We start from the raw sequence: 23,471 nt of genomic DNA on the forward strand, positions 1-23,471 counted from the left end.
AGCTAGTCTAGCTGTATCCTTTTTTATTCTTAAGGGAGGAATATAAATGTCATTTTATGATGTATTTAACAAAATCAAAAGAGAGTTAAAAGAATTATATCTTAGAGATGCCCGGGAGTGGGTAGTTGGTGTTTCATTCGGTAAAGACAGTACAATGATGCTTTTATTAATATGGGAAATGTTAGAAGGTTTATCGGAGTCTCAGCGTACCAAAAAGGTTCATGTTATTACTTCAAATACCGAGGTTGAAGAACCATACTTAGAACGTTACATCAAAAACTCTGTAAAAAGACTTACAGAGTCAGCTGAAAACAAGAAACTTCCAATTATTCCTCACTTGGTTACCCCATCGATGAAGAATAATTATTATTGGAATGTATTAGGAAAAGGAAATCCCCCGGTTAGCTATAAATCTAGATTTCGTTGGTGTTCATCAAAGTTAAAAATAAATCCTATTAATGATATTTTGGATTACATTATTAAAGACAGTGCGTTTAGATTAGGTGATCAATATGATATTTTATTACATTTAGGTGTAAGAGATTCTGAGAGTGCCTCTAGAACTGCTAGTATTAATAAATTTCAATTAGAAGATAAGTTTGCCAGGCACCAGTCTCGCTCGAATGTGCTGGTTTACCATACTATAAAGGAACTAAGCGGAAGTGAAATTTGGGGTTATTTTTATGATTTTGAGGTATTCCCTTGGGGGACCCTTGTTTCAGAGTTACAAGAATTTTATCCTGAGAATATCTTTGAATGTTCCATTAAGACAGATGGAGAGCAAGGTAATTCATGTGGAAATGGGAGAAATGGCTGCTACGTATGCACCGCTGTAAAGGAAGATAAGATGATGAAAGATTTGGTAATAAAGGATCCTTCATTGCAGCCTTTATATGATTATAAACTGCTGTTAGCGGAAATACGCAATGATGCTCGTTACCGTATGCCACTTAAGCGGAAGGTCTTAAAAAAAGCCCATAAACGGTTAATTGAGGAAGATTTGAAGAAGAATCAATTAGACCTTTTGGATGATGGGTTGCTCGATTACCATGGTAATCAGATAACTCAGCAAAAGCAAGCAGAGTATGAGTACTTCGATCGTGCGGACGATGTGGAATATAGTCCAGGATCCTTTACAATTGAAGCGCGAATTTTGCTGACTCGTAAGTTATTAGCTATTCAAGAACAAACAGGTTTCGAACTGATTGGAGCTAATGTAGTTGAGGCAATTATTAAAGTATGGCAGGAAGAAGGGTATAAAGTTACTCATGAGCAGGTTACACCGCTGGATTGGCAATACGATGGTGCAATTGTGTTTGACGGTGAAGGTTCTTTAAATAAACAGGAAACAACCAACGAGAACCCTCAATATTGGGTCTATAGAGACTTCTCATTGGGAAGAGACGAACTTGTTGAGTACCTAGAACGAAAAGAACAAGAGACATGTCAATCGTATTTTTTCTATATTGATCATTGTGATATGGGAGAAGATGAAGCATTCGCATGGAATATTGCTTACTTCTTAGTTGCTGCTGATGATGTTGATAGTGAGAAAGAAGCTTTTAAAAAGATAGAAGAATGGCTTTACGAACCCCAGCCAACCGAAGAGATGGATTGGGATCGTTTCGCTACACGATACTATCAAAAGGCTGAAATATTAATGGAAGACCCCTATTATGATTTGCAAAAGCTTATTGAAATAAATAAGGTGTTAGCCACACTAGGCAAAGAGCCTGTTAAACCCTCACGGAGTTTAATAAAGATAGAGGAGAATTGCGAAGGGCAATTTACACTTGCAATATAGATCGTTTTTTTTCAGAAAGGGAACTAAATTTATTTTAGTTCTTCTTTTTTCTATAATTAAAGATGGAGTATTGAGTAATTAAAGGATAAAGAGTATACTAAAAGTATATTACTTTACTCTTTATTCTTTTTTAGCAACCTTTATTTAGGTTAGCGGTTATTTATTAAACTATGAGCTCTTTGGAGCGTCTTATATACCTTTTTGAGGTATATTTACCAGACGTTTCGAAGGGCTCTTTTTGCGTTTATTCGCAAAAAAACTTTCGAAAGGGTGTATTTGACAATGCAATTAGTTGAATTATTAAACAGGGAGAAAGATCTTGTAACAGAACATTTTTCAAAACCTACTGTGGTTACAAAAAGAAGCCGAATTAAAGCGGAAGTTATGTTTCGTGATGGAACACGCCGGTTTATTCGCTGTAAATCTTTACACAAAGATGAAGCGGTTCATGAGATTCTTCATTTTGTGGATTGTATGCAGCAAGCGACTGGTGATACTGTCGCTTGGAGATTCTTTAATGAAAAAAACTTCCATTTAGGAAGTAACTTAACAAAATCCTATTCAAAAAAATCTTTGAAGACGAAGATTAAGGCAGTAATGAATTATTTCTTTGAGCTAGAAGATTGATGGAAGTGGTTTGTTAAAAGAGCGAGTAGAGTAATATATCAAACCTATTTTTAAAATGGAGAGTGATTCTGATGATGAACCGAGTTGTACTCGTTGGTCGTTTAACTAAAGATGTTGAACTAAAATACACACCAAGTGGTGTAGCGGTAGCTACTTTTACCTTAGCTGTGAATCGTTCCTTTACGAATCAACAAGGCGAAAGAGAAGCGGATTTTATTAATTGTGTAGTATGGCGTCGACCTGCTGAGAATGTTGCTAATTTCCTTAAGAAAGGAAGTATGGCCGGAGTAGATGGACGAATTCAAACTCGCAATTTTGAAGGTCAGGATGGCCGCAGAGTTTTCATGACAGAAGTTGTTTGTGAATCTGTTCAATTCCTTGATCAAAGAACTTCCAATGATGGAGAAAGTGATCAAGGTAATCAGAGGGGAAATCAACGGACCAATAATAATCAAGGCGATCAAAATGGCCCGGGAAGAAATCAGAGTACTAATAACAATTGGTACCAGCAAGATTCTCACGGTGGTCAGCCGATTGATATATCGGACGATGACTTACCATTTTAAAAAAACGATGATTATGAATTAATGATATTAGAAAAGAGAGCATTTATGGGTTTTCATCCGTAAATGCTTTTTTTATGCAAAACAGATAACAAACGTTAGGGAGGAAAAAACATGTCTCATGTAGGTAACAAGATACGCGCAGGCTTTTTCGCAACGCCAAAACTTCAAGGAGAGTATATCCGCAAGGTATTGTCTTTCTTGGGAGATTGTAGTGTATTAGATCCCACTTGTGGTGAAGGAGAGGTCCTTTATCAGATAACTGAAAATCAGGAGCCTTCTATAACTACTTATGGGGTGGAACTGGACAAACAGAGGGCATCTAAAGCAAATGAATTACTAAACCATTGTATAAACGCTCCCATCGAAAGTATGGTGATCAGTAACGATTCATTCGGTCTACTATATCTAAACCCTCCTTATGATTTTGCAATAAAAGGAGCGGAAGATGATTCGGCAGACAGAAAAGAGTTCCTGGAACTCGTCAGGAATACTCGCTACCTGCAGCCAGGTGGGGTTATGGTTTATGTTATTCCTTCATACCGCTTTGCTGATGCTAAAATTGCGCGCTTTTTGGCCACAAATTTTGAACAAGTTGGGATCATGAAATTCTCAGAAGAAGATTATGATGATTTCCGACAATGTATCTTTATTGGGCATAAAAAGAAATCGGTTTTTAAGGAGATAAATCAACAACTTCACGATTTCTTATTACAAATGGAAAGTGAAGAGTTTATCAAAGAAAAAGTGACTCCAATTAACCTTTTAGTTGGCCGCCACAAATGGATTGTTCCAACTGGAGCAATTGAAATTAAAACTTTTTATACAAAATTACAGCTCAAAAGCGATTTTGTTGATTCCATTCGTAATAGCAAAGGATTTATGGCATTTAAAGAGCGTTCTAAGCCAAAATCACTTGTAATCGGTGGGAATCCCATTATTAACATTGCGCAAGGTAATATGGCTCTTTTATTAGCATCTGGAGCTTGTAATGGGCTAATTGGTACCGAGGATAATCTCCATGCTGTACAAGGCCTTGAAATTGTATCAAAGGTTAAAAAAGAGGATAAACAAACGCATGACAATGGGACATCTACTACTAAAACAACTATTCGAACTAAACGAGAGGTATCTGTAAAGGTAATTACACCTTCTGGATTAATAAAGAAATTTGTGTAAGGGGGACGAGTAAATGAAAGAGAATCTTGAATTTAACGTTGCAGCAATGAAGAATCTTGTTAAAAAGGACCGGTATTTATCCTTTATAAAAAACGACTTGTCTATACGAAATCTGAATGAGAACGAAGAATACATTCTTCTAATCTTATTTAATTCCAATGTATTAGATAATTCTTCTTATGAAGCTGCGTACAAAGTTGAATTAGAAAATCAGAGTAATTGAAGTAAATAAATCAGAGAGGCATCAAGAAAACTAATTTCTTGGTGTCTTTTTTTAATGGAGGTTTCACAATGATCCCAAATAAAATTTCAGCTGTTCAATTAGAGCAAGCAAAGGAGCAATTAATAAAACTTAAAGAGAGCGGAATGAATAGATATGACTGTATGAAACTTGAAACATATTTTGAGAGGTTAGTGGCAGGAGATACTAACAATGCTGCGAGGATTTTTTATGACAATTTTGATCACGATTTAAGGGATACAGTACATGAGATTTTAGGGATTCCTTACTTCTACTATCAGAACATTTATTAAAAATTATTAAACGAGGAGAGATACAATTGGAAGCTCAATTATCATTGTTTTCAACTATTCAATCAATTAAAGATAAGGAAGTAAAGGATATTCGAACAGAGGTGCAAAAAAACAGGTCGGTGTCTTATGATGTGGGAGAAAAAGTAGGGCTAGCCCGGAAAGATCTTCACATGTTAAAGAAGACATTCTTTGAAAGTATTTCAATCAATTCTAATCTGAATTCTGTAGATACATTGCATGAGATAGAAGAGAATTCCAGATCATTAGCTTTTGATTTAGTAAATAAACATATCTTATTTGATTCATTTTCTCTTCAAGCTGAGAAAGAAAATTCTGTTTTACCATCTGTAGCAAAGTTCAAACAACTAATTATCAATCGAATAGCTTCTCATCCGGCAGATTCTTCAAAAAGTAGACAAGCATTTGTCCTGGCTACTGAGAAACTACTGGACCGCTATTCCGAAATTAGAGATTGGGACCAGATGGAGGATTTTATCTCAAGTATGAATATTCAACTTAAATATGAAAATAATACCGGTGAATCTACTCAAATAAGAATAGAAGAATTAGAGGAAATGCTTTTTTCTTATCAAACAAATTCTGATGAAATTGATCCTAAAAGAGTTACTTATATTAGAAATCAACTTGTGATTGCAAGAAAGAGATTATCAGAAATACAAAAAGCAAATCAGCATAACTATGGAGTGTTAGGGGATAAATTCAGAAGCCTTTTCACCAAACAAGCGAGTTTAAACAGCTCACTTAAAACGGCACAAAAGGTTAAAGAATGGGATGATCTCCTTCAACCAAAGAAGAAGAGTACTGTAAAAAAAACCACTAAACCAGTTTGGGAGAGAGAATTACCTGAACGACCTGATCGAGTAGGCGGAAGACCGACAAGTGTTAAGAAGCCGGAAGATATGGTATCTGTGTTTAAGTTTAAAGGTGTCGAGTTTGGCCATTGGGTTGAAGATCAGAAAGCGATGGAACATATCTATCGTTGTTCTGAAGCCTTTATGGATTTAGCTGATGTCTTAGGTGTTCAAGAAAGCAAGTTAGCGATGAATGAGCTAGCACTTGGATTCGGGAGCAGGGGACGAGGCAAAGCACTTGGACACTTTGAAAGAGCTAATAAGGTTATCAATTTTACAAAGGAAAAAGGTACTCTTGGCGTAGCTGCTCACGAGTATGCTCATTTTCTGGATTGTATGTTGTATTGTTCTTCACACAGCTATCAAAGTGGAAAAATTGAGTATCTGTCTGAACTTTCATATGGCGCTGCCATTCCTACGGTTTTGGTTGCTTGCATGATGGATCTCATGAATGAAATAAAAGAGGGAAGCTCAACCGCATTTTTTCCTAATACCAATAAGCCGGAAACCTCTTGGAGAATTGGGAGTTCCCTAAAAACAGCTTATGTCAATTGTAATGGGGACTTTATGGGAATTATGAAGAAGAAAAAATCACAATTAGACGATAGCTTAAAGAGACATTTGTCTATGGTGACATATTATAGCGGTCGGGATACTCAAATTGAGAAGTTGAAGAAACGACAATTTAGAGACCTTAAAAAATATGCACAAGCATTAGCGTGGTATCACGAGCAAGAGACTGGTGTGAGAGTAGAAAGAATTCCTTATCCAGCTGATCATAGTGAATTCCTGCAATCCTCAATTTCTCTGGATCGAGGAAAATTGGGTAAATATTGGAGTTCTGATTGTGAATTATTTGCTCGATGCTTTGAAGCGTGGGTGGAAGATCAATTAATCTCACAAAATCGAAGCTCAGATTACCTTGTTTGTGGCACAAAGGATTCTCTTGCTTATCCGGTAGGTGAGGAAAGAGAAAAAATCAATAAGTGCATGGACGCTCTAATGAAAGAAGTAAAAATGTATTTATTTTAATAAAACTAGAGAGGGAGATAAACAATGATCAAAGTAAAAAAAGAATGTGAAGGACAATGGATGGTATGGAATACGCTAAACATGGAAATTGCGGATATTCGTACAACTGATGAGATGTTTATGGGACAGCACTTCAAGCGTTATACCGTTGTGAAGAGTGGAAAGCGTATAGCTATTGGTCTTGAACACTTTCAAACTGCTAAGAGTATTGCTTCTAAAGCGGTACAGCTTGCTACAGTATAATCCAGTCTTATATTAAAAAATAGAGGTTGCATGTCTATCTAGACAAGCGACCTCTTTTGTTTCTGTTTGATATATCAACCTGATAATAAAAGGAGAGTTATAGATGAAAACCCTATTAAAGAAAGTATATGCTTTGAGAAAGAAAAATAATAAACCTGGTGTTTGGTTACAACACCTTGTGTGTGAAACAGCTGGATTAAAAGAAGGAGATCCTCTTTATATAGAGGTCGACGAGGAAAGAGAAGAGATCTCACTTCAGAACAAACCGCTTTCAGAAGATGATTATGTTATTCATGTTTCTGGCCGCTTAAATCGAAGTTCAGGGGTCCGTCGTCCCTTGGTTGATTCTGCTGGTGATAGATATTCATTTTTATCGTTAGAAGATAAAGTGGAAATCACTGTGTACCGAAAGGGGAATCTTAGTCGGATTGTAGTGAGGCCTTTAGAGTATCGACTTAAATCCACCTGCACCATCCCCGCCCCAAAAGACGAACGGATTACTTTTACAAGTATATGTGCGGGAGCAGGAATTGGTACCGCTCACCTGGCGTCTTGTGGTTATTTTACGCCAGTACAAGAAATTGAGTTGGAAACAGATTCAGCGGAAGTCATAAAACATAATTTCCCGGGTGGCTACTTGTTCAATGGTGATCTTAGAGATTGTCATGAAACTGTTCAATCAGACATGTGTGTAGTGAGCTTACCATGTAATCAGGCCAGCAGTTTAGGAGATTTGGAAGGGAACGTAATGGATGATTTGATTTTGGCTACAGCCAAGATCATTAAGTCTTCAAAGGCTTCTTGCTTGTTATTTGAGAATGTCCCTAACTTTTATCAGCAAGATTGTTGGCATTCTTTAAAGGAACTACTGATGGATGATTATCCTTACTTTTCCGAAAAGCAAATTGAGTCATGGGATTTTGGATCCATTGCAACGAGACGAAGAAAGTACGTTGTAGCTTTCCGGGAAAGAGATCTGTTTGAGAATTTCCAATGGCCTAGTGCCCCTAAGTTACGTAGGAAGAAGCTTAAAGATTTCCTGGATGGTAAGCGTATCGAGCAAGAATGGAAACCGCTTGATAAATGGGTGGACTCCTTTAATAGTCGTAATGCTTGGAGTGACCGCAATTTAGATAAAACGTTTGTGACAGGAGAAGCAAAGCAGATAAACTGTATTCCCAAGCGATATCGCGGACATTCTGCTTCTTCTAGTTATATATTAAACGATGCGGGAACACACTGGAGATTCCTATCAGAGTCAGAGTTGTTTCGAATCTTTGATATACCGGACACTTTTAGCTTTCCTGACCATACATCCATTACAAGACGTTATGAGATGATAGGACAATCTATTTGTGGTAGGGTTTTTAAAGCAATTGGAAACAAAATCGCTACCTCCTTTATGAAGCGAGCTCTAAAAGGATTAAACAACGTTGCAAGAAAAGTTAAGGAAAAAGTTGAACCCATCTCAATTAAAGATAATGGTCAGCTTGAGTTAATAATTTAATTTTATCAGATATAGGAAGAGATAGGAAATGTTGAAAAGTGGAGCAATTCTTTATTTTATAGGGATAAGGATTGAAGAGGATGAGGCCGGATTTATCCGTACAAATGGGGGAGAAGACAGATACTATATACTGGAGACTTTGACATTATAACTGACTAAAAAGTATTGTCGTTTAGACACATACTATGAAGGAGTGAAACAACCTTGGATAATGGTAGTAAATTGGTTAGGTGGCTGATATTTACAGGGGTCATAGGGATAGTCGTGTACGGTTTAATTATGGAATTTATTTCATAATTCGACGAATATTCTGAGAACAAGAGCCACAACGAAGCTAAATTCGTTATGGCTCTTTTTTTGGAGCGAGACACTTTTAAATATCCTTTTTATTTTCTTGTCGAAATGTGAGAGAAGTAGTATAATAAACCCATATTTACTTTATCTTTCTAATTTTTTTGCGACTGAAATCAGTCAGCGGTAAATTATTAAATCTTACAGCCTTTGAGGTTGATTTGAAAACATTTTTGCTTAGATTACTAAGTCTAATGTTTCAAAACAAACTCAAGGGCTTTTTTGTGTTTCAATGCCTTTGTGAGTGTCCAAACGGTATGGGTAGCTGTCCTATAGCTATTTCATACCGTTTTTTATATAAATTAAACTTTTTGGAAGGGTGTTTTGATGAAAGAGAAAATGTTTTTAATTCAAGAGGTCGATGAAAGTCCAAAAATGCTAGAGGTTTATCTCGAGCAAGCTTGGCAGTCTGCATTTTGCTTTGCCTTTGCTTGTGAAGAACCAGAAAGGCAGAACCAGCCGCCCAAAATACTTATGACGGTACTTGCTGGGAGTGATTCAACACTTCAAGCAATGAAAGCAGCTATGGATATTGGGAGCAGTGGATTTCGATTTGGACATGGAAATAAAACCTTAACAAGCTATGAATTTGAAAGTGAATTCAGTGTGGTGGCGGACAAAGGAAGTTACGAACGCTTTCCAATAACCATTAACCAGAACAAGAAGGCTCTTGCTATTGTTCATGAAAAATTAATGGCCAATGAAGAATATGTTCTTAGCTTTGAAGGTGATCCAGCTGAAGATGTTGCAACCTTGTTAGGTGGAGGCAAATACGGCCTACACATCTTAAATGAGTGGAAGGCAATTGTCTATGAAGAGCTTAAACGCCGGAATCATATTGAAGAAATAGAATTGTACTATGATGCAGCTCTTTTTCCAAAGGGATTGAATCTGTTAAAGATCAATCTTGAAGAAGAGCAAGCGGATAATATCATTTCTGAAATGGTTCGAAATGAACAACTTCAATTTCCTAAACAGGGGAACGGAAAAGCACTTAAAGAGATCGAATCTTTAGCTGATTATATGATGGGCTATTCGGATGATATGGTAACCAAGCTATCTGAGGAAGTGGTCCCAACTCATAACCCAATAGAGGACAATACAATGCCTTTATTTGATACGTACCCTAGACAACTGTTTCCTGTTCAATCTCATGTTTCCACAGCAGTGGCAAAGAGGTTAAAAGAACAAAAGGCAGTAATTATCCAGGGGGAAATGAGCGTTGGGAAATCAATAATCATGACCGCTATAACAGATGGATACCATGAAATGATTGGGAAGAAAGGATATTTTTCTTGTTTAATGTGTCCACCATCTCTCACATCAAAGTGGCCGAAAGAAATTAAAGCCATCATACCTCATGCTGAGGTACATGTTATTAAAAAGACTTCTCAAATTATTGATTGGCATATAAATTGGGTACAAAACGGACGAAAGAAGCCGACGAAACCGATATTTTTTATCATTTCATTTACAACAATGCGAAATGATTGTAGGAATGTGCCGGCAGTTCAGTTCGATTATAAGAAGACATCAGTTCAACGTGAAAAAGGAGCTCTTCCATATCGATACGGATATTATTGTCCGGACTGTGGAGAATCTCATAAAGTAATTGAGTCGACCAATGTAATAATCAATGAAAGTGGAGAAGAGGAAGAAAAAGTCACAAAGCGTACGATGGATGAGGACGAATTTGGAACCAGTCGAAGAATTATGAATTCCACTAAGCCAATGAATTCGTTTTGTTCGGAATGCGGGGGAAACCTTTGGTCCAAAAGAGTACCTACTCGATATAAATCATTTAGTGATTGGGCACAGCATGAAAAGAAAATTATTCATGCCCTTAATCAAGAAAATAAAGGTTTGTACCATCACCTTCAGGAGAACCAAAAAGAATTCCCAAAAACTGTAGGAATGCCAAGAAGAATTGCTGCTATTGAATACATTCGAAGAAAGATGAAAAATTTCTTTGACTTTTCAATTGTGGATGAAGTTCATGAATGTGTGACACGTTGCCATATAAATAGTAGATCTATGAAATTGGCGGTCTAAAAATTTAGATACAACTAATATTTTGAAGTTGGGAATGACACCATCATGCTGGTGAAAACCAACTCCCTAAACTCCTACATGCTTTCTTTTAGCAGAAAAAGAGGGTATGAAGCTAGGTAAAGTCGGCTGAAAACATCTAAGTCTCTTTGAGATATGGTGATCGATAGGTCGGGGGGCTATAAATTATCTATGGTGAGAATGTTTCTTTTGAAACTGACGAACTTGCGAATGAAAGGATCTTTAGAACTCTAGTAGAGAAATTTACTATCTCCATTTTATGGGGTGTGAGATACCAATAAGTAAAATATTCGTCATGAACATTGGGATAGTCAGCTAGGAAACTATAAGGCTCACAGGTCTAAAGTAAGCACCTAAGGATATATGTAAAGCTAGAAATATTGGAACGTGGAAAGCAACGGACTCCTAAAACGCCTGCTAGCGGGGAGGACTATATAAATTGAAATTAGTTTACCGTTGTGAGAGTAAGGACACAGTACCGTTGAAACTATAGAAATGTAGTGGAGGGATAGTCCTAAGTCTAAATACCTATTATTTAAAATATGCATATCTTAATATTTTTGAAGGAATCAAGAGAAAATAGATGTAATCATATAGTTTTTAGTTTTATCCTTTATCATTTTTCCATATGGAAAGATAGCGAGGATTTCCTTCATCATATAAAATGGCAGTTGTTGACCGAAACTTTATAACCATGAATATATGCCTATCTAATGAATAATAAGGTATTAGATGGAACGCTGTATGAGGTGAAAACTTCACGTACAGTGTGGAGCAGGGGAAAAGGCAGAGATCGCTTCAAAGCTTTACCTATTGCTATTAAAAGGCGGAAATACAGCACAAGGGAACTCATTAGGAAGTCTAGCTGCAGTATCAAAAAAAATCATTGCTGGTACAGGTACATTGTTCGGTGGAAAGGCTGAAGATGTTTATTATCTTCTGTGGAGACTATTTCCATCATCAATGGTAGAGAGTGGTTATAAGTATACTGAGGTTAGACGATTTAACGAAGAGTACGGGAATATTGAAGAAACCATTTATGAAAGACAAGAAAGTAGTGAAAATACAAATACAAACTCACGTGGAGGGATCAAGCGTACTGAAAAAGTATTGCCAGGTATAAGTAGTTTTATATATGGCCGTTACATGGTACAGAATGTGGTCAATGTAAAGTTAAAGGATGTTTGGCCGGATCCTGTTGAACTAATTGATACCCCTACAATCTTTGTAGATATGGATGAGGAGTTAAGTGAAAATTATCGCGAAATGATCAATACTTTTGAAAGAGAGATTGATACCCGGGACGACGGACATAAATTGTATCTTCCAATGACTGATTTTGGAATCAGCTATGTAGATAATCCATTTACATTCCCGAATGCTACTATGAAAAATGAAGAGGGCGGCAGGGACTTGATTTGGGAGGCTGTCCATTTGAAGGAAGACAGGTTACTTCCAAAAGAAAAGAAGCTTCAAGAAATCATTGAGGGTGAAATGTCGGAAGGAAGGAAATCAATCGTATATGTTCGTGATACCGGCTCTTCATCTCCTGGTCGTGATGTTAGACCTAGATTGAAAAAAGTTTTAGAGGATTGCGGAGCTAAGGTTTGTATTTTGGATACAGGTACTACATCTACAGATTCCCGATCAGAATGGCTTAAAAAGAAAATAGAAAAAGAGGGTTACGATGTATGTATCGTTAGTCAAGAGCTTGTAAAAGTTGGATTAGACCTTCTTTGCACTCCGACTCTTATCTATTACCAATTTTCTTGGTCACTTTTTACCATAAACCAGAGCGCTAGGCGATCATGGAGGATCGGACAAACTGAAGAATGTAGACTTTTCTACCTCTCTTACCGAGAAACTTTCCAAGAATCAATGGCAACCCTAATAGCGATGAAAAATCGTGCAACTGCAGCAATAAATGGAGAGGTATCATCAGACGGTTTATCAGCAATGCTGGGAGACGAAGGTGATCTGCAATCCATGCTCATTGAATCGGTTAAGAAGGGTAACAAGGTCTTGAAAGGCTCCACGGAAGAATGGGTAAGCAAAACGTCTGATAAGGCAAGAGAAATTCTAGCTAACATTGGGAAAAAGAAGCCGAAGACAGTGGCTCAACAGTTTACTGCTTGGATTCAAGCCAACATTAAAGTGGAATCTACTAAAAATGTGATGATGCGGAAAAAAAATAAAATAATTGAAAGTATCGAAAGAGGGAAAGTACAAGGCTTTTCCGTTAATAATGGTGTCTTATCTGTAGACTTAGTTGAAGCTTTCGGATTTGAGAAGGTCCCAGATGGAGCAATTTTATCCCATCTGGTTCAAGAAGAAATTCAAAAAGCACAACAAGAAAGTCCAGCAGACTATTGTGCTTCTATTGTTGAATTCCGAAAGGATCAAACCAAGGTGAAGCGGAAAAAGAAAGCACCAGCCGACGGTCAGTTAGCCTTCGAACTATTCTAACTGGTTTAGCTTAAGGGCCCTCTTTTGATTTAACAGAAAGGGGGCTTATCACAAAACATTGGGAGGAACTTGAAATGTTAATTTCTTTAATTGAATTACTTACTATTTTTCAGCTTTGCGGGATGCTAATACTTGAAATGTATTGTATCGAGAAATCTTATGAGACTTTCTATAGAGATCAATTCGAGCTTTATTGTAGTATCTCAGCGATGGAAAATGAACAGGAAGTAAATTTAATCGAGTTTCCAAGTAAAGACTTTGCACCGAAAGAACTTGAAGATAATCATTCTGAAGTACAAGTTTCAGATATAAAAGGAACGGGAGTTGAGGTTCTTTTTGAATCCCTCCAGGCTGAAATGGCAGATGAACCTGCATTTTATTCAGAAAAGTTCAATGTAACTGAAGAAATTGACTTTGATGCTGAACTAAATGCTATGGACCAGCTGCATATGGAGGAAGACCAAGATGATTGTTTATCAATGAGAGATCTTAATACTGAGTACTCTCTACAGATTGATGAACAATATAGTCAAACCGCAACAGCCAAAATTAAAGATGAAATCCTTGGTGTGCAACAATGGACTGTTAGTGTTATAGGGCTAGAACAAAAATTTATCCATGTTTCGGATGGGGATAGGACCTGGTTGGATGTAGGTGAAAATGTTCGTCACATTCAGAATGGAGATGTACTTTCAATTGAAGTTAACCGAAGCAGAGACAAAATTGAGGTAATAAAGATAGAGACACTTCATCAAGTTTCAAAAGATTATATGATTCCAGATGAAACTGAATTCTATAACTTGATCGAAGAGGCAGTGTAAACTAAGAAAAACAATTGCATAAGTATTAAATCATGTTATAATCATTTTAAATAGGATGTGACTAGAAATAGTCGCCTCCTATATCGAGTGCAAAATTGAATGTAAAATATTGTACTGGACATAGGAGAATATCCTCATGAATTTTTTGACAATTATTAATAATTGATTTCCTATTCACTTTTACTTTAGTAATCCGATACTATAACGGTAGGCCGAAAGGAGCAAAAAAATGTTATTATCTGAGAAATCCATCACAAACCTTATCAGCGATATAAAACAACAAAATGCAGTAATCGATATGATAGAAATTAAGTGCCAAAAGGAAAAAGGTAAAGGTAGTGGTAAGTTTCAAGATACATGCCTTTTTAAAGGTGACGGGCAAAAAGACTTAATAGTCGATGAAGATTATTATTATAATTTAGAAGAAAATTTGAAGTTCATTAAATTTGGTTGGTTAGATGAATTTTATGAAAACATCAATCGAAACCACACGAAAATTTTTGCGAACGTATACCAGGACGGAACAGTTTCCGACTCAGTGAGAGTCGAAATTAGAATTGGGATCCCTAGTTCACTAAGAGAGGCTCCATTTGGTTTCTTAGAAAAATACTTTAATATCTTATCCAAATATCATAAATTTCTACTAAACTGTGAAATTTCAAGTATTAATTACGCTATCAGCACGATCACATTTGAAATGCAATTCTCTACAAGAGAGATGATGAAAACAGTTCGCAAATCAACACCAAATGTAAACATTGCTAAGCAATGGCTTATGGTACATGATTACATCTATGAAGAAATTGAGAAAAAGCATAGTTTAACATTTAATGTGCGCGTTGTAGATGGAAGAATGGATCATAATCGTTTAAGGAAAAAGGTTACATGCAAATTTGTAGATGGAGAAGTTCAGTCTGGAGAGAAGGTAGTAAGACGATGACATTTTATAGTGTTATGCCGTTTTCACCAAAAGAGGTTCCAGACGATCCCTTTGCTCCAAAAGATTTCAATGAAGATGCTGGTCTTACTACTAAACTATTGGAAGGCTCAATGCCAACTGTATATGATACAGGTATGACGATAATTACTATTGTTTTTGTAATAGCAGTAATCGTAGCTATTATGGCCCTTACGTTTAAAAATGGACAGTGGACGAAGTGGTCTACAGGTGTAATGATCACAACGTTATTGATAATACTGTCCTTCAGAGGTTTACCAATCTTATTTTTTAGTAGTGATGCCATGGGAATGAAATTAATAATTGATGATGCTCTAAACCTTGTGAAATCAATGGGCATATACGCAGCAATATTAATGATGTTCATTGGCTTGTTATTCCGCTTTAATCATAATCTTATTAATCATCCTGAATATTCTAGATGGAGTAAGCGATTATTTATTGGGAGTATACTTACGGCTGCCCTGATTATCATCATGCCTACTGTATTCTTAGGAATATAGTGTAGATAAAAGAGGTGAGAAAATGTTGAAGCTTATTGTTAACAATACAGAAAGTGATTTCAATATGGATGTTCAAACCTGTAAGAATACATGTTCACTGTACGATCCAGTAATGAAACAATGTGGTGTTTTTGGGGAGGTTAACCATAATGATGAGAATGTGTATTTTCGTTGCCAAACCAAAGTACCCGAGACAAGTGTTAAAAAGAATGTGAAATTCACCAAACAAATTGAAAGACATGCTAAAGAATCTTCAGAACCAGAATGGTATACTCCAGTTGGAATTAATAAAGACTTAGAGAATACTCAATATCCTGGACACCCTGATTTATCTGCATGTAGGGAAGATGCGGTATGGTATGTTAATCCTTCTCATGAATTCGGCTGTTGGATAATAAATAAGTCAAAGAAAACACTCTTTATTGTTGGAGACAATGGGCCAAAACAAGGATGGAGTAATAGAGTGTATCAATCTCTCATTCCGTTACATGACCATAAAGCGCCTTTACCGTTGACTTCTAAAATGTGTTGGTATGTAGATGAAAGCGGTTATGGTCAATATGTGTTATTAGATAATGGCCAAGTGAAGATGGTGACACAACCGAAACCTATTTAATATGATCCTATTGAACCATGTGGTCATGCTCTTATATAATATAAATATATAAATATTAAAAGGGAAAAACCCTCGAAAGATATACCATCCAACAGGATAAGTATGTCTATCGGGGTTTTTTTTGCTTTAAGGAGAATTAGATGAAATTCATTTTGATAGATGAACAGGTCCAATATAGGGAAGGATTAAAAAAGATCATTGAAATGCATGTGCCGGGAAGTATTGTATATACCGGAGATTATGAAGGCTTGAAGAATGATATGTATCATCCAATTGATGTAGTACTTCTTGATCCAGAAATAAAAGGGATTTCTCCTGAAGAAGTATTATGTAGGGCTCAAACAACTTACCCAAAAGCTAAAATTGCATTAATAACGTTTTTGAGAGAGCCGCAGTTTTTATCTTTAGCAACAATAAAACAGGAGGTTCAGGGGATTATTAGTAAGTCAAGTACGCCCGTTACTTTAGCATCTGCTTTAAAAAGCTTAATCAAAGGGGAACGCTACATAAGCCAAAATCTAATTGGAAGTATATTGGATTCTTTATCTCCAAACAAAATAGAAGTGATGCCTGTAGGAAGATCAGCTCAAATAAATATTTCCAATCGACCTAATCTTACTGATAGGCAGTGGGAAATCCTAGAATTATTAACCCGAGGTTTTAGCAACTCTGAAATAGCTGAAAAACTTTTTATTACTGAAGGTACCGCTTCACTCCACGTTTCAAAGATCCAAAAGAAACTTAACGTTGGAAATCGAGTGGCAGCTGTCATGAAAGCGATAACGAATGAGTGGATTGATAAGTCGGTCTATATTGATGAATATTCAAAAAAAATAAGGTAAAACTTCATAAAAACATTGCATAAGTGTTAAATCATGTTATATTAGTAGTATACAAAATATTACAGGAGTGATTTACATGACAAATACAATTGCAATCTTTGGAGGAAGCCAGGAACTAACATTTAAGAAAATCGGGAAAAAATTAGGTGTAAACGTAGTACATCATAACGGAAAAGTCCGTAATGGTGGAAATGCGAAGGCATTTAAAGCAATCATCAAAAAAGCTGATTGTGTAGTAGTGTGCCTCGATGCTTGTGGCCATGTTTCTATGGATGTTGTTAAAGACTTAGCAAAGAAACTGGGGAAGAAAATTGATTATATAAACGGATTTGGTGCCACTGGTGCTGTGCAAGCAGGTCTTACATTGTTAAATAGAGAGGAAGACGTTGCAGCATGATAATAATTAATAATTAATTGATTTTACTGGAGGTTGAGTATAAATGGATTTTTTAACACCTGAAGAAAATAAAGTTAAAAAAGAATTAAAGAAGAAATTGAGCTATATTGCTATATTTGTATGTTCTATCGCTATAACAATCGGAGTTACTTTTATTGTTTATAATATTTCTTGATCTTTAACCATATATATTAATTCTGTTAATTAATAGAATTAATGCGAATACGAGTTACAAGACAAACGAGGGGAGCTGGAGAGATGAGCATACCTTATTCTTTTAAAAAATTAACGTATTCATCTAAGAACGGCAATACGACTTATCAAATTTACCATCCAGCCATTCGCTTTGAAAATAATGAACCGTATTGCTGTCTTCTAGATCCAAATTCAAAAACAGGATTGATTGAACATTTTTCTGAGGATGAAGCAATAGCACATGCAAAGGACTTGTATTACAGTTTTAAGGAAGGTCATTATGAGTAACTATGTATTGTTAATTAAATTAAATAACAGAATTAAAGGTGATTATAACTATCTTCAGCACACTTTTATTCCCTATAAGCGGATAAGGGTAGGTAATGTTCAATACATTAAAATTGATATCGCTCTACTAATACTTAGAATGATTTGCGCTATATGGTTAATCACCGTATTCATTACTTTTTTGGTTGTATTAATACTTACTCTGATCGTTGCCTATAGTGGCATGGAAATAAATATTATTTCTCAGCTTTCTATGTTTACTGATCAGCATGAAAATGTTTCGATCAGCCTTTTTATTTTAGGCGTTCTGTTTACAATTTTGTCCGCATATATCCTGAAGTTTTAGCAACATGGTTTTCATAAATTTCAATACTATATTGTTTATTAAGGTAGGGGAAGAGAATGGGGATACCTCTTTTAATTTTCGAAAAACCTAAACAAGCTATAACCGTCTGTAAAGCATTCAACTCACAAAATAAAAGAACTCATATTGAGATACAGCCACATGGACTCTTCCCAAACGGCGCTATAGCTGTTTGGTGTGTTGGTCATATTATGAAATCTAAAATGCCCGGAGAATACAAACCTGAGTGGAAAGGATGGAATATATCACACTTACCGATCATACCAGAGAGATTTGAACTCGTGGTGGATCCGTCTAAAAGGAGTAACTTCAATATCATTCGCAAGTATGTTAATGACTCTAATATCTCAGAAATATACCATTACGGTGATCCTGCTATGGAAGGGCAGCTATTGGTTGATGAGGTTCTAGAGTATGTGAAGAATCGCAAACCTGTAAAAAGAGTTTGGGAAACCTCTTTAACTCCTTCCGCGACCATTAAAGCTATTAAAAACGCAAAAGATAACAAACTTTATAAGTCGTTATATCGAGCCGGCCAAGCTAGACAAATTGCAGATTGGGTAATTGGTATGAATACCAGTCGATGTATGAGTATACTAGCCGGTGAAAAAGGTATTCTTGATAATAAATTCCCACTCGGTAGGTGTAAAACTCCTTTAATCAAAATAATTTATCGACGAGAAATTGAAATTGAAATGTTCAAAAGTAAACCTTACTGGGATGTCATAATTAAATTCAAATCTAAAGAGGGTGAATACAGTGGTCACTGGATTAAGGACCAGGATGAGCATATCTGGAACCAGTCTCAGGCAAAAGCTCTTTCTATGTATTGCATAGATAAGCCGGCCATAATTGATAAGATTCATAAAGAAAAGAAGGAGGTTTTACCCCCTCAATTCTTCAATTTAACTGAACTTCAGTCCGAAGCGAATAAAACATTCACATATAGTCCTGACAAAGTTTTAGAAATAGCACAGGATTTATATCTTAATGGATGGATCACGTACCCAAGAGCGGAACCACGGGTTGTTTCCCCAGAAGAAGCCAAGGATTTCCTCAAAATACTAAATAGTATTCAAATGATTGATGATTATAAAGAATTTTTACTCCCGCCTAATCTAGATATCAGCTTAGATAAACGCTTCGTTGATGCTTCAAAAGTGGACGATCATCATGCTATCATCCCTACAGAAGAGGTACCTAATCTTGAGAGCTTAACAATAGACCAAAGAAATATTTATAATATGGTTATTCAATCCTTTATAGCAGCACACTATCCACCCGCGGTCTATCATCATACAGAAATACGTACATTAGTGGATGGACACTTCATGTTTGTTTCTAAAGGCAAAATTGAATTAGAAAAGGGTTGGAAGCAAGTATTAAAAAAGACAGAGACGACTGATTCTCCTATCCTTCCTGAGGTAAAAGAACATGAGGGGGTACTAGTTCAAGATGTGGAGATTAGAGAAGGTAAGACAACACCTCCAAAACGCTTTACTCAAGGGCAATTAGTTAAAATTATGGAGAGGGCCGCTTCCCATATATCAAAGGAAGAACGCGATGGCTACACACATGACGATATGTCTTTAGGAACTGTAGCTACAAGAGCTGGGATAATTAAAGAGGTATTAAAGAACAACTACATCAGCGTAAAGAAGAACCAGGTACATATAGAACCAAAAGGAAGAATGCTTATGACCGCTCTTGGAGAGAAGAATTGGTTAGGATCACCTGTGATTACAGGAAGAATGGAACATTCCCTTAATGCAATTTCTAAAGGTAAAGAGTCTGTCGAACCATTCTTGAAGGCAACGTATATGTACGTCAATAATTTCATCGAACAGCTTAAGAATGAGTCTACTAACTGGGACTTTGAAGATGAAATAAATCAGGAGCAACAAAAATTAGAAATAGGTCCCTGTTTGCTTTGTGGGAAGCCTGTAGTAGATAAAGGAAGATTTTACGGTTGTACTGGTTATTATGATACTAAGTGTTCCTTTACTTTCCCAAAGGAAATTGCCAAAAAACCAGTCCCAATAAGTGAAGTTAAAAATTTACTTTCTAGAAAGTCTACTGGATTGTTAACTGGATTAATGGGCAGCAAGGGACCATTTGAAGCCTACATTGTATGGGATGATAAACTTAAAAAACATAAATTCAAGAGCTAAGTATAAAGGAGAATATATATTGAAAAACCTTAAATCCATCACATTAGAGCAAATTAATGAGTTGATAAAAGAAATGGATATCTTACTTAGGGAAAAATAAAAACAATGTTAGGGAGAGAATAATGAAAAAGAAAATAAACTATTTAATTTTACTTTTGATAACCCTTAATATGGTCGGTTGTAACAACTTAGAAGATACCTCCATCACGGATAAAGAAACTGGCCCACAAAAAGTAGCCACAGTTAATGCAAATAAGAATAGCGAAAAGGAGGAAGCTACGACTACGGCTGAAGATAAACCAGTAGTAGAGGAAGCTTCAACTGATGCAAATGAAAACCTGTTCTCAGGATACAAACTTATTGAAGTTGATGGTGGTGACTTGTCTGGATATCGTGAATCTAATGTCGCGGTTGACATTGGTTATGGTGATCGTAAATATTGGGCATTTACGAATGAATATGGGCAACTTGTACGTGTAATTGCAGACAAGATCATTTTACAAGATGACCGTAACGAACCTGTATTATCGTCTGGCAGGTATTACTCAGATGAGGCAAAGGTTCCTGGTGTAGAAAGTGACGTTTTAGATGAAGGGCATATTATTGCTGATTCTCTCGGAGGGGTTTCGAATGCTTATAATATTACCCCACAAGAGAGTACTCTCAACCGATATGGTGATCAAGCTTATATGGAAGACGCGATCCGTAAGGCAGGCGGAGCCACCAATTTTGAAGCCATTATTACTTATCCGGATACGGAAACGCAGATTCCTTCAAGTTATCAGTATACCTATACTTTAATTGGGAACAAAATCGTTGATACATTTGACAATGTGAACCCTGATGAAGTAAACCAATCACTCGGTTTAACCGACAGTAAGGCTCCTAATTCAACAAGTTCTAATAAAAATGGTGATATTACTAGCGTTGATACCAACGGTAATGGACAGGTGACAATTAAAGAAGCAAAAGCAGCTGGTTTCAATATGCCAATAACGAGTGATCACTGGTTATACCCTTATATGCGCGATAATGATGGAGATGGGATGGTTGGAGAGTAAGTTTTTAGAACAATGAGAACAAAAATTGAATGAATAATAACATTTTATTCATTGGACATTTGATAACGAATTGATTTTTTATCACAAAAATTGTAAAATGATTATATTGAAAATTAAACATTAATGGGATAACCCCACAAAAATTTAAGAGAGGAATTCTCTTGAATTTTTTGTGGGGTTTTTTTATTTCATTGATTCTTTTTTTATTATTAGTTTTCCAATAGAAACATCTAGTGAATCAGATATCCGCTCCAACACATCAAGATCCACTCTTCTCTGCTTATTTGTTCTTATACGAGATAAAACGTTAGTATGCACACCTGAGAGTTGCGACAGGTCAGCAGCAGACATATTTCGTTCTTGAAGTAGCTGATCTAAATTCCATATAAGCATAAAGTATCCCTCCAATTTATCATTTTAAGTGTTTCTAAACTTTTTTACTTCATAAATAGTAAAAAAGAACGAAAATAATAAAGAGTACTACTGGCTATTATAACCTAATTAGGTTATAATAAGTACATGGAATATTATTCCATGTGCATCATCTTATCAGTAGATTAAGAACGGGGGGAGACAAATGAATTTGAAAAAAGTTTCTAAAGTATTAACAACGGGATTTTTAATAGGCTCATTGTTAACTATCTCTGCAGGCGGAGAGGAGGTAAGTGCGGCAAGTAATTTAAAAGATATACCGAAAGATAGCTCAACAGAAATCAATTATTTACTTGATAAGGGGGTGGTAACCGGATTCACGGATGGAACATTTAGACCGGATGTCCAAGTTACCAGGGGACAATTTGCTTTATTAGTATCTAGAGCATTAGAAATTCCTATGCCTTCATCAAAACCGAAATTCTCAGATGTTTCTTCCTCTCAAGCTACATACGAAGGAGTAATGAAAGCATATTCTTTAGGGATTATTAAAGGGTATGAGAACGGACAATTTAAACCAACCGATCTAATAAAACGCTCAGACATAGCTATTATGTTGGATCGTGCATTACAAACTGAAGGCAATTTCACGACCAAAGCTACTTTAGATTATAAAGACACGAATAAAATTGGTGCTACTTCGTTAGACGCTATAAAACGATTGACTCATTATCGTATCATCACTGCTAATAATCTATTTAACGAGTTTCAGCCAGAGGTTAAAGGAACAAGAGAGACAACAGCAGTTGAGATTTATAATCTGTTAAAACTCATCGAGAATCCTGACCAAGTTAAGGACAACTATAAATATATGACACCCGAAGAGCTTAAGGAAACATATGGTGAATTTACTGTAGTGGAAAGAGCGACAGGGCTGCAAAGTAATTTAGGAATCAGAGAGCGCGATTTTATGGAAGAGTATTATCATAAATTAAGAGGTCCGTTTGGAAAATATCAATTAGATCCTAAAACATATTTAAAAGGTCTATATGAAGGTGCTATTACTAGTTATGCAGGATACTATAACAACTATCCAAAATATGAAATGATTTCATTAAATGGAAAGTCTTATAGACAATCTGAAATCTTTCAAGACAATAAATATTCACCAACCTATATGTTAAAAGATATACTTCCCGAACAACCTGAGGGGAAAGAAGACTTTCTGATTGATCTTCATACCGATAGTGATGAGTTTGCTACTTATGAAAGAGACGACATTAGTGTAACTAAACTAGGAAAAAAGCCAGTTTCATTGAATGGTGATTATATAGTGGATCTAAATAATCTATTCAAGGAAACATCGAATGTCTCAATGAGCAACAAACAAATCACTTATAATCGAAAAACCATTTCTTTCTCCGATAACTCCAACGTAGTTACCTTAAATGGAGATAGAAAAATATTAAAAAATAAAATTACAATTGAAAATAACACTGTTTATGGCCCCTTAAAAGAGGTAGCCAAGTACTTAGGAATGGATGTAAGGCAATCCGTTCCTTATCCAAGAATTGAGGTTACAAGCTATCCTACAGATATCGAGGAATACGTTTGGAAGGAGTAGTAGATGTAGAA

At 36.0% G+C, this 23,471-nt stretch carries 23 protein-coding genes; 22 read left to right on the forward strand and 1 reads right to left on the reverse strand.

Going from position 1 to position 23,471, the window contains the following annotated elements; all coding sequences use genetic code 11:
- The first annotated feature begins 46 nt into the window (after positions 1-46).
- The 21 genes from ACQKFO_RS21395 (at position 47) to ACQKFO_RS21495 (ending at position 21,464) form a co-directional block, all read left to right on the forward strand.
- Positions 47-1,804 (forward strand): hypothetical protein, encoded by a 1,758-nt coding sequence (locus ACQKFO_RS21395; RefSeq protein ID WP_427600882.1) that lies wholly within the window; start codon positions 47-49, stop codon positions 1,802-1,804.
- Positions 1,805-2,086: 282 nt separating this feature from the next.
- A complete protein-coding gene (locus ACQKFO_RS21400; protein ID WP_201715522.1) occupies positions 2,087-2,431 on the forward strand; it encodes a DUF6018 family natural product bioysynthesis protein in 345 nt (114 codons plus the stop codon).
- A gap of 71 nt (positions 2,432-2,502) precedes the next feature.
- Positions 2,503-2,997: a single-stranded DNA-binding protein gene (gene ssb / locus ACQKFO_RS21405; RefSeq protein ID WP_427600884.1), complete on the forward strand. Its 495-nt coding sequence runs from the start codon at positions 2,503-2,505 to the stop codon at positions 2,995-2,997.
- Positions 2,998-3,108: 111 nt separating this feature from the next.
- Positions 3,109-4,173, forward strand: a complete 1,065-nt coding sequence (locus ACQKFO_RS21410; protein WP_427600886.1) for a DUF6094 domain-containing protein — start codon at positions 3,109-3,111, stop codon at positions 4,171-4,173.
- Between the two features lie 13 nt (positions 4,174-4,186).
- Positions 4,187-4,396, forward strand: coding sequence for a hypothetical protein (locus tag ACQKFO_RS21415; RefSeq protein ID WP_427600888.1), 210 nt, complete (start codon positions 4,187-4,189; stop codon positions 4,394-4,396).
- Between the two features lie 68 nt (positions 4,397-4,464).
- Positions 4,465-4,707: a hypothetical protein gene (locus ACQKFO_RS21420; RefSeq protein WP_427600890.1), complete on the forward strand. Its 243-nt coding sequence runs from the start codon at positions 4,465-4,467 to the stop codon at positions 4,705-4,707.
- A gap of 26 nt (positions 4,708-4,733) precedes the next feature.
- Positions 4,734-6,611, forward strand: a complete 1,878-nt coding sequence (locus ACQKFO_RS21425) for an LPD1 domain-containing protein (protein ID WP_427600892.1) — start codon at positions 4,734-4,736, stop codon at positions 6,609-6,611.
- 24 nt (positions 6,612-6,635) lie between these two features.
- A complete protein-coding gene (locus ACQKFO_RS21430) occupies positions 6,636-6,854 on the forward strand; it encodes a hypothetical protein (RefSeq protein WP_427600894.1) in 219 nt (72 codons plus the stop codon).
- Between the two features lie 103 nt (positions 6,855-6,957).
- On the forward strand, positions 6,958-8,361 hold the full coding sequence (locus tag ACQKFO_RS21435) for a DNA cytosine methyltransferase (RefSeq protein ID WP_427600896.1): 1,404 nt from the start codon (positions 6,958-6,960) through the stop codon (positions 8,359-8,361).
- Positions 8,362-9,039: 678 nt separating this feature from the next.
- On the forward strand, positions 9,040-10,764 hold the full coding sequence (locus ACQKFO_RS21440) for a hypothetical protein (protein WP_427600898.1): 1,725 nt from the start codon (positions 9,040-9,042) through the stop codon (positions 10,762-10,764).
- 831 nt (positions 10,765-11,595) lie between these two features.
- Positions 11,596-13,248, forward strand: a complete 1,653-nt coding sequence (locus tag ACQKFO_RS21445; protein WP_427600900.1) for a helicase-related protein — start codon at positions 11,596-11,598, stop codon at positions 13,246-13,248.
- 74 nt (positions 13,249-13,322) lie between these two features.
- The gene (locus ACQKFO_RS21450) at positions 13,323-14,069 is read left to right on the forward strand and encodes a hypothetical protein (RefSeq protein WP_427600902.1); all 747 of its coding nucleotides are present in this window, start codon (positions 13,323-13,325) and stop codon (positions 14,067-14,069) included.
- A 229-nt stretch (positions 14,070-14,298) separates the two neighbouring features.
- Positions 14,299-15,009, forward strand: a complete 711-nt coding sequence (locus ACQKFO_RS21455) for a hypothetical protein (protein ID WP_427600904.1) — start codon at positions 14,299-14,301, stop codon at positions 15,007-15,009.
- Positions 15,006-15,530 carry a hypothetical protein gene (locus ACQKFO_RS21460; RefSeq protein ID WP_427600906.1) on the forward strand — a complete coding sequence of 175 codons (525 nt, stop codon included), beginning with the start codon at positions 15,006-15,008 and terminating at the stop codon, positions 15,528-15,530. The genes ACQKFO_RS21455 and ACQKFO_RS21460 overlap by 4 nt, the downstream gene beginning before the upstream one ends.
- Positions 15,531-15,552: 22 nt before the next feature.
- Positions 15,553-16,146: a hypothetical protein gene (locus tag ACQKFO_RS21465; RefSeq protein ID WP_427600908.1), complete on the forward strand. Its 594-nt coding sequence runs from the start codon at positions 15,553-15,555 to the stop codon at positions 16,144-16,146.
- Positions 16,147-16,286: 140 nt separating this feature from the next.
- Entirely contained in the window at positions 16,287-16,988 is a 702-nt protein-coding gene (locus ACQKFO_RS21470; RefSeq protein ID WP_427600910.1) for a DNA-binding response regulator, read from the forward strand.
- A gap of 76 nt (positions 16,989-17,064) precedes the next feature.
- Positions 17,065-17,385 (forward strand): DUF2325 domain-containing protein, encoded by a 321-nt coding sequence (locus ACQKFO_RS21475; protein WP_427600912.1) that lies wholly within the window; start codon positions 17,065-17,067, stop codon positions 17,383-17,385.
- A 43-nt stretch (positions 17,386-17,428) separates the two neighbouring features.
- Entirely contained in the window at positions 17,429-17,560 is a 132-nt protein-coding gene (locus ACQKFO_RS21480; RefSeq protein ID WP_427600914.1) for a hypothetical protein, read from the forward strand.
- Positions 17,561-17,643: 83 nt separating this feature from the next.
- Positions 17,644-17,868, forward strand: coding sequence for a hypothetical protein (locus tag ACQKFO_RS21485; protein ID WP_427600916.1), 225 nt, complete (start codon positions 17,644-17,646; stop codon positions 17,866-17,868).
- 402 nt (positions 17,869-18,270) lie between these two features.
- Positions 18,271-20,403 (forward strand): DNA topoisomerase, encoded by a 2,133-nt coding sequence (locus ACQKFO_RS21490; protein ID WP_427600917.1) that lies wholly within the window; start codon positions 18,271-18,273, stop codon positions 20,401-20,403.
- Between the two features lie 122 nt (positions 20,404-20,525).
- Positions 20,526-21,464, forward strand: a complete 939-nt coding sequence (locus ACQKFO_RS21495; RefSeq protein ID WP_427600919.1) for a DNA/RNA non-specific endonuclease — start codon at positions 20,526-20,528, stop codon at positions 21,462-21,464.
- A 183-nt stretch (positions 21,465-21,647) separates the two neighbouring features.
- Here ACQKFO_RS21495 and ACQKFO_RS21500 read toward each other — a convergent pair whose 3' ends face one another.
- Positions 21,648-21,857: a helix-turn-helix domain-containing protein gene (locus ACQKFO_RS21500; RefSeq protein WP_427600920.1), complete on the reverse strand. Its 210-nt coding sequence runs from the start codon at positions 21,855-21,857 to the stop codon at positions 21,648-21,650.
- Positions 21,858-22,041: 184 nt separating this feature from the next.
- Between ACQKFO_RS21500 and ACQKFO_RS21505 the strand changes: the two genes are divergently transcribed.
- On the forward strand, positions 22,042-23,460 hold the full coding sequence (locus tag ACQKFO_RS21505) for an S-layer homology domain-containing protein (protein WP_427600922.1): 1,419 nt from the start codon (positions 22,042-22,044) through the stop codon (positions 23,458-23,460).
- The last annotated feature ends 11 nt before the right edge of the window (positions 23,461-23,471 follow it).

The sequence above is a fragment of the Rossellomorea sp. NPDC071047 genome (assembly GCF_050270195.1).
Lineage (GTDB): Bacteria > Bacillota > Bacilli > Bacillales > Bacillaceae_B > Rossellomorea.